The 13,150-nt window shown below is 61.1% G+C and carries 14 protein-coding genes; 5 read left to right on the plus strand and 9 right to left on the minus strand.

Going from position 1 to position 13,150, the window contains the following annotated elements; genetic code table 11:
• Positions 1-137 precede the first annotated feature (137 nt).
• Both AC1D35_RS27475 and radA read right to left on the minus strand, forming a co-directional pair.
• The gene (locus AC1D35_RS27475) at positions 138-758 is read right to left on the minus strand and encodes a CvpA family protein (RefSeq protein ID WP_113295228.1); all 621 of its coding nucleotides are present in this window, start codon (positions 756-758) and stop codon (positions 138-140) included.
• 89 nt (positions 759-847) lie between these two features.
• Positions 848-2,248 (minus strand): DNA repair protein RadA, encoded by a 1,401-nt coding sequence (gene radA / locus AC1D35_RS27480; protein WP_477941063.1) that lies wholly within the window; start codon positions 2,246-2,248, stop codon positions 848-850.
• 146 nt (positions 2,249-2,394) lie between these two features.
• Here radA and AC1D35_RS27485 point away from each other — a divergent pair, with 146 nt between their 5' ends.
• Positions 2,395-3,030: a LysE family translocator gene (locus tag AC1D35_RS27485; protein ID WP_113311644.1), complete on the plus strand. Its 636-nt coding sequence runs from the start codon at positions 2,395-2,397 to the stop codon at positions 3,028-3,030.
• Between the two features lie 3 nt (positions 3,031-3,033).
• On the opposite strand, the gene alr is transcribed toward AC1D35_RS27485, so the two are convergent.
• Positions 3,034-4,203: an alanine racemase gene (gene alr, locus AC1D35_RS27490; RefSeq protein ID WP_477851826.1), complete on the minus strand. Its 1,170-nt coding sequence runs from the start codon at positions 4,201-4,203 to the stop codon at positions 3,034-3,036.
• Positions 4,204-4,392: 189 nt separating this feature from the next.
• Between alr and AC1D35_RS27495 the strand changes: the two genes are divergently transcribed.
• The 3 genes from AC1D35_RS27495 (at position 4,393) to AC1D35_RS27505 (ending at position 6,286) form a co-directional block, all read left to right on the plus strand.
• Complete coding sequence (locus AC1D35_RS27495; RefSeq protein ID WP_113311656.1) at positions 4,393-5,214, plus strand: AraC family transcriptional regulator; 822 nt, start codon at positions 4,393-4,395, stop codon at positions 5,212-5,214.
• A 68-nt stretch (positions 5,215-5,282) separates the two neighbouring features.
• Positions 5,283-5,987, plus strand: coding sequence for an AzlC family ABC transporter permease (locus AC1D35_RS27500; protein WP_477941066.1), 705 nt, complete (start codon positions 5,283-5,285; stop codon positions 5,985-5,987).
• Entirely contained in the window at positions 5,984-6,286 is a 303-nt protein-coding gene (locus tag AC1D35_RS27505) for an AzlD domain-containing protein (RefSeq protein WP_113311642.1), read from the plus strand. Before AC1D35_RS27500 ends, AC1D35_RS27505 begins: the two co-directional genes overlap by 4 nt.
• A 24-nt stretch (positions 6,287-6,310) precedes the next feature.
• Here AC1D35_RS27505 and AC1D35_RS27510 read toward each other — a convergent pair whose 3' ends face one another.
• The 6 genes from AC1D35_RS27510 to AC1D35_RS27535 form a co-directional block, all read right to left on the minus strand.
• Positions 6,311-7,807: a replicative DNA helicase gene (locus AC1D35_RS27510; RefSeq protein ID WP_113295337.1), complete on the minus strand. Its 1,497-nt coding sequence runs from the start codon at positions 7,805-7,807 to the stop codon at positions 6,311-6,313.
• A 337-nt stretch (positions 7,808-8,144) separates the two neighbouring features.
• A complete protein-coding gene (gene rplI, locus AC1D35_RS27515; protein WP_477941068.1) occupies positions 8,145-8,723 on the minus strand; it encodes a 50S ribosomal protein L9 in 579 nt (192 codons plus the stop codon).
• Between the two features lie 20 nt (positions 8,724-8,743).
• Positions 8,744-9,724, minus strand: coding sequence for a DUF2232 domain-containing protein (locus tag AC1D35_RS27520; RefSeq protein WP_113509187.1), 981 nt, complete (start codon positions 9,722-9,724; stop codon positions 8,744-8,746).
• Positions 9,725-9,871: 147 nt separating this feature from the next.
• Complete coding sequence (gene rpsR / locus AC1D35_RS27525) at positions 9,872-10,120, minus strand: 30S ribosomal protein S18 (RefSeq protein ID WP_007531286.1); 249 nt, start codon at positions 10,118-10,120, stop codon at positions 9,872-9,874.
• A 12-nt stretch (positions 10,121-10,132) separates the two neighbouring features.
• Complete coding sequence (rpsF, locus tag AC1D35_RS27530) at positions 10,133-10,591, minus strand: 30S ribosomal protein S6 (protein ID WP_113295235.1); 459 nt, start codon at positions 10,589-10,591, stop codon at positions 10,133-10,135.
• A 331-nt stretch (positions 10,592-10,922) separates the two neighbouring features.
• Positions 10,923-11,966, minus strand: coding sequence for an aldo/keto reductase (locus tag AC1D35_RS27535; RefSeq protein WP_477851822.1), 1,044 nt, complete (start codon positions 11,964-11,966; stop codon positions 10,923-10,925).
• Positions 11,967-12,172: 206 nt separating this feature from the next.
• Between AC1D35_RS27535 and fabD the strand changes: the two genes are divergently transcribed.
• Positions 12,173-13,117 carry an ACP S-malonyltransferase gene (fabD, locus tag AC1D35_RS27540; RefSeq protein WP_113311653.1) on the plus strand — a complete coding sequence of 315 codons (945 nt, stop codon included), beginning with the start codon at positions 12,173-12,175 and terminating at the stop codon, positions 13,115-13,117.
• Positions 13,118-13,150: the final 33 nt, after the last annotated feature.

Here is a 13,150-nt window from a genome sequence, read left to right on the forward strand (position 1 = left end):
CAATTGCTTTCAGAACCAGCTTGCCGGCTCTGAAACGGCTGAGGCCCGGCAGAGCGGAATGCCCGGCCGGACCTTTGGCCTTACGTCCCGCTCAAATGGCAATTGCCAGGCCGCGGGTCAAGCTAGTGAACACTGCGTCAATTCGATGGCTGCTGTGCGCCATTGTTAGGCGCGGGTGCTGCGTCTTCCGCCGGAGCCTGATCGTTGGCCGGCGCATTTTCTTCCGTCGTGCGCGCGCCACCAAGCTTCTCGGTGATGCTCTTCTGGATCATCTGCGCGAATTCATCCGGCAAGACCGCCTGCAGGCGAACGACGAGAGAATCCAGGAACGGCTTCGATTTCGCGTTATTGACCCAGCCCGGGCGGTGATCGGTATCGACCAGCCAGTTCCAGAAGGCAACGGCGACGACAAGCAGAAGTATGCCGCGCGCAGCACCGAAGAGGAAGCCCAAAGTACGGTCGAGCGCACCGATGCGGCTGTCGATGATGAAATCGGCGACCTTCATCGTGATGAAGGAAATGACGATCAGCGCGATGAGGAAGACGACGGCGGCCGAGCCGACGATCGCGATGCGGTCGTCATCCGTGTATCGCTTCGCATAAGGCACGAGATAGGGGTAGAGGTAATAAGCGGCAGCTGCCGAGCCGCCCCAGCTCGCGATCGAGAGGATTTCACGCGAAAAGCCGCGGACCATTGCCAATACGGCGGAGAAGAGCACGACGCCGATGACAATACCGTCGAAAATCGTAATGGGCATGTAAATTCCACTCCAGACTGCCGCCTTGCGGGCCGCGTCGCGCCTTGTTTGGCTGATCCTATAGCATTCCCGTTATCGGTGATGAAGGATCAAACGTCTTCTTCCACACGCTGCAATGCCCCTTTCGACCCCGCAATGCGCGCGACCAGATCCGGCAGGCTCTCGATCTCGCTCCAGCGGCCGCTGCCCTTCGGCAGATCGACGGAACCGGACGGTAGCAGAGCCGCCGAAAACCCCAGCTTTTCGGCTTCTTTAAGGCGCTGAGCGGTTTGCGCAACARGCCGGACGGCGCCCGACAGGCTGACTTCGCCGAAATAGACGCAATCGGCCGGAAGGGCAATACCGGCAAGCGACGAAACAAGGGCCGATGCGACGGCAAGATCCGCCGCCGGTTCCGAGATGCGAAAGCCGCCGGCAATGTTGAGATAGACGTCGTGCTGGCCGAGCCGGACGCCGCAATGCGCCTCCAGAACCGCAAGGATCATCGACAGCCGGGCGGAGTCCCAGCCGACGACCGCGCGCCGCGGCGTGCCGAGCGAAGTTGGGGCGACGAGCGCCTGCACCTCTACGAGCACGGGCCGCGTGCCCTCCATGCCGGCAAACACCGCCGCTCCCGGCGATTTCGAATTGCGCTCGCCGAGGAAGAGTTCGGATGGGTTGGCGACTTCGCGCAGGCCCTTGTCCGACATTTCGAAGACGCCGATCTCGTCGGTCGGCCCGAAGCGGTTCTTCACCGTGCGCAGGATGCGATAGTGGTGGCCGCGGTCGCCTTCGAAATAGAGGACGGCATCCACCATATGCTCGACGACACGTGGACCGGCGATCTGCCCGTCCTTGGTCACATGGCCGACGAGCACCATGGCGGCACCAGTCTGCTTGGCAAAGCGGATCATCGCCTGCACGCCGGTGCGTACCTGCGTCACCGTCCCCGGCGCGGATTCGGCCAGTTCGCTCCAGAGCGTCTGAATGGAGTCGATGATGACGAGATCGGCGCGCTTGCCCTCTGCCAGCGTCGCCAGAATATCCTCGACATTGGTTTCGGCCGCCAACATAACATCCGTATCGGCGGCGCTTAGTCGCTGGGCGCGCAGCCGCACCTGCGCCACCGCCTCTTCGCCCGAGACGTAGATGATCTTGTGGCCGCGCCGTGCAAGCGCCGCCGCCCCCTGCATCAGCAGCGTTGACTTGCCGATACCGGGATCGCCGCCGACGAGTACGGCCGAACCACGCACGAAGCCGCCGCCGGTCACCCGGTCGAGTTCGGAAATACCTGTCTGGATGCGCGGCGCTTCCTCGATCTCGCCTGAGAGGGCCGTCAATGCCACAGGCCGGCCTTTCTTCGGCGTCTTGGCAGGGCCGCCRCCGATGCCGCCCATCGGGTCTTCCTCGACGATGGTGTTCCATTCGCCGCAATTTTCGCATTTGCCGGCCCAACGGTTGTGTACCGCGCCGCAGCTCTGGCAGATGAATTGTGTTCTGGCCTTGGCCATCAATGACTGCTTTCGGATAAAGGGACGCAGCAAGCGCCCGAATCGGAGTTTTGCCCTAGATAATGGCTTCCAGCACCGATCAAAACTAATGATTTTCCTATCAGCGGCCGGGCTGGCAGCATCGGCACCTGTTAAAAGGATGCCTCATGCTCGATTATTCGCTCGCTCACTGGGTCGGTTTCTTCACCGCGGCGGTTCTTTTGAACATCTCGCCCGGTCCTGACATGGCCTTCATCCTCGGCCATACGATGAAGAGCGGCACTCGGGCCGGCTTCTCGGCCGTCTTCGGCATCTGGACCGGTGCTTGCATCCATGTGCTTCTCGCCGCCTTCGGCCTGTCGGCGATCCTTGCTGCCTCGGCAATCGCCTTCTCTACCGTCAAATGGGTGGGCGCGATCTATCTCGTCTGGCTCGGCATACAGGCGCTGCGCTCGAAGGGTGAGGGCGGCTTCATGCGTGCGGCCAGCGAGACGCACGGCTGGCGGCGCATCTATCGGCAGGGCGTGCTGGTCTCGTTGCTCAATCCGAAGGTGGCGATTTTCTTCCTCGCCTTCCTGCCGCAATTCGTCGTCGAGGGTGCCGGCCCGGCATGGCTGCAGCTCTCCGTCCATGGAGGACTCATCATCGTCGTCGCCGTCTTCATCGAACCGCCGCTGATCCTCGCCGGCGGCCGACTTGCCGGTCTTTTCAAGAACAATGGGAAGATCGGCCTGTGGCTCGATCGCGGCCTCGGTGCGCTGCTCGTGGCGCTTGGCGTCCGCCTCGCGCTCACGACACGCTGAGTCCTATCCTTCTTCTTCCATCTCGTATTTGCGCTCGTGGCGCAGGCCGATGCTGGTCAATATCTCGTAGCCGATCGTGCCTGCGGCCCGTGCCGCGTCGTCTACGAGGATGTTCTTGCCGAACAGCTCGATATAGTCGCCGGCGCGCACTGCGCCCTCCGGCAGTTCGGTCACGTCAAAGATTGTCTGATCCATGGTGATGCGGCCGGCAATCGGCACCTTGTGACCGGCAACGAAGCCCTGTCCGCCCTGGGGCACCGCCTGGCGCAGCGGCACGCCGCCGCTCGACTGGCTACGCATATAGCCATCGGCATAACCGGCCGAAACGATCGCCAGCCGGCTGTCGCGTGTCAGCTGCAGCGCCTGACCATAGCTGACGGATTCGCCGGCCTTGGCCGCGCGGATCTGGATAATGCGCGCCTCGGCGGTCGCAACCGGTCGCATCGGGTTTGCCATGCCGTTGACGGCCTGCCCCCCATAGAGCGCGATGCCCGGCCGGGTGAGATCGAAGTGATAATCGTCGCCGAGGAAAATGCCGCCGGAGGCCACGAGGCTTGAATCGATACCTTCATAGGCGGCGCTAACCGTGCGGAATGATTCAAGCTGTTGCTTGTTCATGGCGGAAGAATGGTCGTCGCCGCAGGCCAGATGGCTCATGACGAGCACCGGCGCAAAGCTTGCCGGTCGCGAAACGTCGTTGGCAAGCGCAATCGCCTCGTCCATCGTCAGGCCAAGCCGGTTGAAGCCGGTGTCGACGTGGAGCGCACAAGGGTAGTCGCCATAGTCGGCAAGCACCGCCATCCAGAAGGCAAGCTGCTCTTCCGAAGAGATGATCGGCACCAGATCGTTTTCGAAGAAGCGCCGCTCGGTGCCGGGCCAGATGCCGGCAAGCACGAAGATGCGCGCCTCCGGCGCAAACATGCGCAGCGTGACACCTTCATCGACGGTAGCAACGAAGAAATCCCGCGCGCCGGCAAGGTAGAGCGCCTCTCCGGCATCTTCGATCCCCATCCCATAGGCATCCGCCTTGACGACGGCGGCCGTTCGCGCCTTTCCGGAGCGGCGCGCCATATCCCGCCAATTGTCGGTCAGCGCCGTCAGATCGACGGTCAGCCGCAGGCCGGCGGAAGCGAAAAGGTCGTCGTCTTCGAAGGGAATGGAAAAATCTGTCATGAATCGCCGCGCTGAAAGGGAAAGGAAAATCGCTGCAAATACTCTAGAGAGCATTGTGGCAAAGAGAAAGCACAGCGGGCGACATACCAGCCTTTCCCACATACGATCACTTTTGTTCAAGACGGACGGTTGGCGGCGCGCTAATCTGACCGGATGCAGAACGTTTCGCAGAAAGAGGCGGCAGACGCCATGCCGCTCGCCAAGGTGGAATCGGCCCGCTTCTGGCGGGATAGCCGCTTTCGCGACATGGAATGCCTGAGCGCCAGCTTCCTGACGCATGAATATGCCCCGCATGCGCATGACACATTCAGCATTGGCGCGATCGAAAGCGGCAGCCAGATCGCCACGCTGCGCGGAAGACGGGAGGAGACCGGTCCGGGCGACCTCTATCTGATCGATCCCGGAGTGGTGCACGATGGCACTCCTGGCGGCGAGGGGTATCGCTACCGGATGATCTATCCGGATACGAAGCTCTTCATCGATATTCTGGAGGATGTCACCGGCAAAGCCTTCAACGCAACGCCATCCTTTGCTGGGGCTCTGCCGCGCGATCCGCAGCTTGCGAAAGCCTTCCACACCGCGCACAGCACGCTTGAAAGTGGCGCCGGCGCGCTGGAATCCGATGAAAGCATGTTCTCGGTGCTGGCTGCGATCTTCGCGCGTTATGGCAGCACGGTCGTCCTGCCGGTCGATACAAAGGAGCGCGGCGCTGTGGCTCGTGCCCGCGACTACCTCATCGAGAATTTCGACAGCGATCTAGGATTGGAGGAACTGGCCAAGGTAGCGGGACTAAGCCGCGCCCATCTGATCCGCGCCTTCCGCAGGGAATATCACATCACACCGCATGCCTTCCTCACCGACCGGCGTGTGCTTGTGGCCCGGCGCTTGCTCAGGGAAGGCCGCATGCCGGCCGATGTCGCCGTTGAATGCGGCTTTGCCGACCAGGCGCACTTCACCCGCCACTTCAAATCGCGCACCGGCGTCACGCCCGGTCAGTTCCGCGTCGGCTGATCACTTTCGTTCAATACAGGCTGCCATGGCTCGGCTACCTCTCCGCCATCTTGATGTGGAGATTGCCAATGTTGCAGCGAAGCCGGCCAGCCGGCGAATTTCTTGCCGGAACCCGCGCCATTTTTCCGCTGATCGTCGCGGTCCTGCCGATCGGCCTCGTCTTCGGCGCAGTCTCGGCCACCAAGGGCCTCTCGGCCCTGGAAACGACGCTGATGAGCGCGCTCGTCTTTGCCGGCGGATCGCAATTCGTGGCGATGGATATCTGGACACATCCGGCAAGCTGGATCGGCGTCGGTTTTGCGGCCTTGCTCGTCAACATCCGTCACGTGCTGATGAGCGCCTCGATCGGCACGAAGATGCAGTCCTTCTCCAGCATCAAACGTTATATCGCCATGCTCTTCCTCGCCGATGAACTCTGGGCCATGGCGGAATTCCGCGCCGGCACGGCACGGCTCACGCCCGCATGGTACGCCGGCATCGTCACGCCTTTCTATCTCACCTGGGTCGGCTCGTCGCTGACAGGTGCGCTGCTCGGCGCCTTTCTCGGCGATCCCGCGGTCATCKGTCTCGACTTCGCGTTTCCGGCCGTTTTCATCGTGCTGGTCACGGGCTTCTGGAAGGGATCGGAAACCGGCGCTGTGCTCGTCGCAAGCGGAATTGCAGCTGTCGCGGTCCACCAGTTCGTGCCGGGTGTCTGGTATATCGCAGCCGGCGCGTTGGCCGGGCTGGCAATGGCTCTCTGGAGAGGCAGGGCGAGGGAGCAGGCGGCATGACGCTCGATGTCACGACACTGCTCGCCATTTTCGCGATGGCCGCCGCAACGATCTTCACCCGTATCAGCGGCCTCGTGCTGATCCGCTACGTGGAGATTGACGAGAACAGGAGAACGGCAATCGAAGCCATTCCGCCGGCCGTGCTGATGGCTGTCATTGCCCCGACCGCTTTTGCAACCGGCTGGGCGGAAACGCTGGCATGTGTGGTGACCGCAATCGCCGCCACCCGCTTGCCGATGCTGGCCAGCGTTGTTGTCGGCGTTGCAGCAGTGGCTTTGCTGCGAGCAGCAGGGCTCTAGAAGAAATTGACGCGGAAACCCGCGTCAATGTTCCTCATACTGCGTGAAGGATGGATCGGCGAGATCGGCAAAGCGGGTGAATTCCGCCTGGAAGGCGAGCTTGACCGTACCCGTCGGTCCGTGACGCTGCTTGGCGATGATGACGTCTGCCGTGCCCTTCACCTTGTCGAACAACGCTTCCCATTCCGGATATTTCGGATCGTGGATATCGCGCGGTTCCATGTTCTTCACGTAATATTCCTCGCGGAACACGAAGAGCACGACGTCGGCGTCCTGCTCGATCGAGCCGGATTCGCGAAGGTCGGAAAGCTGCGGGCGCTTGTCTTCGCGGCTTTCAACGGCACGGGAGAGCTGGGACAGCGCGATGATCGGTACGTTCAGTTCCTTGCCGAGCGCCTTGAGGCCGGTGGTGATCTGGGTGATTTCCTGTACACGGTTCTCGTTGGATTTGCCGGAGCCGGTCATCAGCTGCACGTAGTCGACGACAAGCACGTCGAGACCGCGCTGGCGCTTGAGGCGGCGGGCGCGCGCGGCAAGCTGGGCGATCGAGATACCACCTGTCTGGTCGATGAAGAGCGGCACTTTCTGCATCATCATCGAGCAGGCGACGAGCTTTTCGAAATCGGCATCGTTGATGTCGCCGCGGCGGATCTTCGAGGAGGAGACTTCCGTCTGCTCGGAGATGATACGCGTGGCGAGCTGTTCGGACGACATTTCGAGCGAGTAGAAGCCGACAACGCCGCCGTTCTTCGCCTTCATGCCGCCATCGGACTGCACTTCACCCTCATAGGCGGCAGCGATGTTGTAGGCGATATTGGTGGCAAGCGAGGTCTTGCCCATGCCGGGACGACCGGCGAGCACGATCAAGTCCGAACGCTGCAGGCCACCCATCTTGGAATCGAGTGAATGAATGCCTGTGGAAATGCCGGAGAGGCCGCCGTCGCGTTCCTTGGCGACTGCCGCCATGTCGATGGCGAGTGCCACTGCATCGTTGAAGGCCTGGAAGCCGCCATCGTAGCGGCCGTTTTCGGCAAGCTCGAACAGGCGGCGTTCGGTGTCTTCGATCTGTGCCTGCGGCGGCATGTCGAGCGGCGCGTCATAGGCGATGTTGACGACATCCTCGCCGATGGTGATCAGCGCGCGGCGGATCGCCAGATCGTAGATCGCCCGGCCATAATCTTCCGCGTTGATGATCGTCACCGCGCCGGTAACAAGGCTTGCGAGATACTGTGAGACGGTAATGTCGCCGACCTTCTCGTCGGCCGGCAGGAAGGTCTTGACCGTGACCGGGTTGGCGATCTTGCCCATGCGGATGATGTCGCCGGCGACCTCGTAGATCTTCCGGTGCAGCGGTTCGTAAAGATGTATGGGCTTGAGGAAATCGGATACCCGGTAATAGGCGTCGTTGTTCATCAGGATGGCGCCGAGCAGCGCCTGTTCGGCCTCGATGTTGTTCGGTGCTTCGCGATAGTGCTGCTCTGCGGGAGCAACGGCGGCAATCTTTCGTGCAGCTTCGTTCATCGTCATCCGTACTGTCTTTTCCAAAACTCGGATTTGCAGGGCGGGCCGCATAAAATCAAGTGTCGCGCGGCAATAGCTTTCAAGCGGTCGTCAAATCGGCTGCGCTTTGCACGTTGTTCGACTTCTCCACAGTCGGCGGATCCGCTGAGGAGAAAATATTCTGACTGTCACTTGCGGGACACGCCACCCGCGACGACTCACTTCGTCATTCCAGCATCCGGTTATTTTAGCGTCCTTGATTAAAAGGCGCAGCAGAAAAGCCGACTTTCTTCTCAAATCTCACAAGAACAAAAAAGCCCGGCGAGAGCCGGGCTTTCGTTCTGCATGAATACAGAAATTATGCTTCGTCTTCGTCAACGCCGTCGGCTTCCGGATCGAAGAAGTCTTCCGGACGCAGGGCATCTTCGTCAACGCCGTAGATGGCGTCGACAGAAGTGAGCTCTTCGCCCTTGGACTGACGTTCGGCTTCTTCGGCCGAACGGGCAACGTTCAGCTCGACGTTGATTTCAACTTCAGCATGGAGCTGCAGCTCGACCTTGTGCAGGCCGATCGCCTTGATCGGCGTGTTGAGGTGAACCTGGTTGCGACCAACGTTGAAGCCTTCGGCAGCAAGAACGTCGATGACGTCACGGGCAGCGACAGAGCCGTAGAGCTGGCCGGTTTCGCCGGCCGAGCGTACGACGATGAAGGACTTGCCGTCGAGAACGTCGGCAACCTTCTGGGCTTCGGACTTGCGCTCCAGGTTACGGGCTTCAAGCGTTGCAYGCTCGGATTCGAAACGGGCCTTGTTGGCAGCGTTGGCGCGCAGTGCCTTGCCGAGCGGCAGGAGGTAGTTGCGTGCAAAGCCGTCGCGAACCTTCACGGTTTCGCCCATCTGGCCGAGCTTCGAGATGCGTTCGAGAAGAATGACGTCCATGGTATTTTCCTTTCTTGTTCTCAGATTTCGCTATCGGGTTGTTTGGGGGCATCAGCATCCTTGGTCGGGGTCAGGGCGATCGCCTTGCGGGTATCGGCCAGACCGAGCACGAGGATGAAAAGAGCTGGCAGCATCATGGTGGATGCCAGGTAGCAGAGGATCAGGGCCGGCAAGCGCCAGTCCTTGCCGCGGGTACGGAAATGCAGCGCGGCGAAGCCGGACATCAGGAAGCCGGCGCCGAAGGCTCCGACGACAGTGGCGCCGATCATCGCCGGAATGCCGCCCATGAAGGTGGCGGCGAGGCCGGCGAGGAAGATGAAGATCGAATTCCGGTTCATGCGCAGCGAGGAGGGAATGTCCTCGCGCGGCCGCAGGCCCTTTCCGGAAGCGGTAACGATGCGCGTCGCGATATAATAGGCGGCAAACAGCATCACCACCCAGATGCCGCCCTGCAGCGCCGGCAGCATCAGCACGACGAGCGACTTGGTCTGCGCGGTCGCGGCCGGGTCCGGAACGAATGACGGCTGCTGCTCCTGCAGCGAGCTCATCAGTACATCGACCATCTGGTCGGTGATCTCAGGCCCGTAGCCGATCATGATGCCGGTCACGATGACGGCGAAGGTGACGAGACCGCACAGATGCAGCAGGATATCCGAGAGCGGATACCAGGCGAGCAGATTGTCGGGGCCGCCGAGCTCCGAGGCCGGGCGCGCGAGATTGGCGAGATGGCTCAGCCAGCCGGCGGGCAGCAGCGTTACCAGCGTCATGACGAGCGCGAAGGATGGGGAGATGACGATCGCGCCGAGTGCGGCGGCGGTGACGACGGCCGAGATCGCGGCTGCATTGCCCCAGCCGAGGCCGACGAGCAGGATGGGAAGCGCGGAAGCGGCATAAAGCACGGCGCTGAACGACGGCTGCATGCTCGCTCCAAGCACCAGCAAGGCGGCGGTCAATCCGGCGAGTGCGCCGATCGCAAGCGTTTTTGGGTCCGGTCGTGTCAATTCGCTGTCCTGCTTCATTTAAGCAGTTAGAGGATTTCCCTGAATCACTTCGGGAGATGCCTCAACATGGGTTTTAAGGTTCCGATCCGCGCCCATCGCGGAAGGGAGGAAGCCCCGGATCCGAGGATCCGGGGCTCCGATATCAAATTAAGCTACGACGTACGGCAGCAGGCCGAGGAAGCGGGCGCGCTTGATCGCCTGGGCGAGTTCGCGCTGCTTCTTCTGGGAAACGGCGGTGATGCGGGACGGAACGATCTTGCCGCGCTCGGAAATGTAGCGCTGCAGGAGACGGACGTCTTTGTAGTCGATGCGCGGAGCGTTTGCACCGGAGAACGGGCAGGTCTTGCGACGACGATGGAACGGACGACGGACCGGAGCGGAGGAAGATTCAGACATTCTTAGATCTCCTTATACACGGTCTTCGCGGGGAGCGCGGTCAGGGCGCGGGCCACGCTGGAAGTCGCCGTCACGGCGCGGCGGACGATCGCCGAATTCGCGGCGCGGGCCACGGTCGCCGCCTTCACGCGGGCCGCGATCGTCGCGGTCGCGCTTCTGCATCATGGCAGACGGGCCGTCTTCGTGCTTTTCGACAGCGATGGTCATGTAGCGAAGAACGTCTTCGCTGATGCGCATCTGGCGTTCCATTTCCTGGATCGCAGCTGCTGGTGCATCAATGTCCATCAGGGCGTAATGAGCCTTGCGGTTCTTCTTGATGCGATAGGTGAGGGACTTGAGGCCCCAGTTTTCGATACGCCCGACTTTACCGCCGTTTGCTTCGATCACGCCCTTGTACTGTTCTACGAGGGCATCGACCTGCTGCGACGTGATATCCTGTCGGGCAAGGAATACATGTTCATAAAGAGCCATGACAGCTTTGCCTTTCTTGCGTTTGATCAGAACCCGGCATTCGGCGGCTAAGCCTCAACGACTGCTCCTGAGAGGCGACAGGCGCCTGGCAAGAAAAGCGTTTCCGAGACGGTCGAGAGCGGAGACACGGGAGGCTGGAACGCTTCCGTTCCGAACGATTTGCAAAATGCAAACCGGCCCTCCGTTCAGCCACCAGCCAGAAGACCGGGTTAACGAACAGGCGCGCTTATACGGACTTTTGAGCGAAAGGCAAGCGCATATGGCAGAAAAGCCGGTCATGCGCTTGCGAGCCAGAAGCGTCAAGACGCGGAGCGCTCACGTGATGACGCCTTTAAAGCGGCATCGGATACTGCCGGTGCACCTTCTCGATTTCGTCAAGCACATCACTGCTGAGCGCCACGTTCGTCGATCCGATATCCGTTCTCAGCTGCGCCATCGAGGTTGCGCCAATAATAACAGAAGTCATGAAGCGGCGGGTCAGGCAGAAGGCGAGCGCCATCTGGGCCGGGTCGAGGCCGTGGCGGGCGGCAATCTCCAGATAGGCCTTAGTCGGTGCTTCTTGAAGCGGCTGCAGGCGGCCGCCGAGGTCGCCGTTGATCGAGGCGCGTGTGCCCTCGGGCTTCGCACCGTTGATGTACTTGCCGCTGAGAATACCCGCAGCGAGTGGCGAATAGGCGAGCAACCCGACGTCTTCGTGATGGGATAGTTCCGCCATGTCGAGATCGAAGTGACGATAGAGGAGATTGTATTCGTTCTGGACGCTGGCGACGCGCGGCAGGTTCAGTTGCTCGGACAGCGTCACATATTTCTGCGTGCCCCAGGTCGTCTCGTTGGAGAGGCCGAAGGCGCGGATCTTGCCTTCCTTCACCAATCCGCCCACCGTTTCCAGGATATCGGTCATGTTGGCGACGGCTTTGGCGCGGTCCTGCTTAAAAGGATCGTAGTGCCAGCTCTGGCGGAAATGGAAATGGCCGCGGTTCGGCCAGTGGATCTGGTAGAGATCGACATAGTCGGTCTTCAGCCGCTTCAGACTGGCCTCAAGCGCCATACGAATGTTCTTGGCATCGGCGCCTTCGCCGCCGCGCAAATAGGAGCGGCCAGTTCCTGCAACCTTGGTGGCAAGCACGATATCCTTCCGCTTGCCGGTCTTCTCGAACCAGCTGCCGATATAGTCTTCCGTCCGGCCCTGCGTTTCGGCCGAAACCGGCGTGGTCGGATAAAGCTCGGCAGTATCGAAGAAATTGACGCCCTCCTGGACGGCGTAGTCCATCTGCTCATGGGCTTCCGCTTCGCTGTTCTGTGTGCCCCAGGTCATGGTGCCAAGGCAAATCTCGGAAACGGAAATATCTGTGCGGCCTAATTTATTGTATTTCATTGGGAACCTTGGGGGTGGGCTTGAAAAGGAAAGGCTTGGAAAGAGCTGCGCAAACTTAGGCTGGATTTGATGAAGCGCAAGAGGAAAAACCGGGCTTTAGCGCTGGTGCGAAAGGCTTTGGAGAGAATGGGCCGCCACTTGACTCTGAAAGAAAGAATGTCAATTGGAGGCGAAATGGCCCGATGGGCACTATCGAGGGACAGAATATGACCATTGCTTTCACTTTTCCCGGCCAGGGCAGCCAGGCCGTCGGCATGGGCAAAGATCTCGCCGAGAATTTCGCGGAAGCCCGCGCCGTGTTTGACGAAGTCGATGAAGCGCTCGGTGAAAAGCTTTCGGACGTGATGTTCAACGGTCCCGAGGACAAGCTGACGCTGACGGCGAATGCCCAGCCGGCGCTGATGGCCGTCTCCATGGCCGTCATCCGTGTTCTGGAAGCCAAGGGCCTCGATCTGAAGGCGAAGGTCACCTACGTCGCCGGCCATTCGCTCGGCGAATATTCCGCCCTCTGTGCCGCCGGCACTTTCTCGATATCAGACACAGCCCGCCTTCTGCGCATCCGCGGCAATGCTATGCAGGCAGCCGTACCTGTCGGCGTCGGCGCCATGGCCGCCATCATCGGCCTCCAACATGCCGACGTTCAGGCCCTCTGCGAGGAAGCTTCAGCCATCGGCTCCTGTCAGATCGCCAATGACAATGGCGGCGGTCAGCTCGTCATATCAGGCGAGAAGTCGGCTGTCGAAAAGGCCGCGGGCCTTGCGACCGACAAGGGCGCCAAGCGCGCCATCCTGCTGCCGGTCTCCGCTCCCTTCCATTCGAAGCTGATGGCGCCTGCCGCAGACGCCATGCGCGAGGCACTCGCCGGTGTGAAGAAGACCAATCCGGTCGTGCCCGTCATCGCTAATGTCCGCGCCGCTCCCGTCACTGACGCTGAGGAGATCGCCGCACTTCTCGTCGAGCAGGTCACCGGACAGGTGCGCTGGCGCGAAACGGTGGAATGGTTCGCCGCAAATGGCGTCACCACGCTCTATGAACTCGGTGCCGGCAAGGTGCTGACCGGCCTTGCGCGCCGCATCGACAAGAATATCAATGGTGTTTCTGTAAACGGCCCTGCCGATATCGACGCTGCCATTGCCGCTCTCACGGCCTGATTGCCCCACTTCATATAAGGAACGTTCCCATGT

The sequence above is a fragment of the Rhizobium sp. P1_E6 genome (assembly GCF_056405875.1).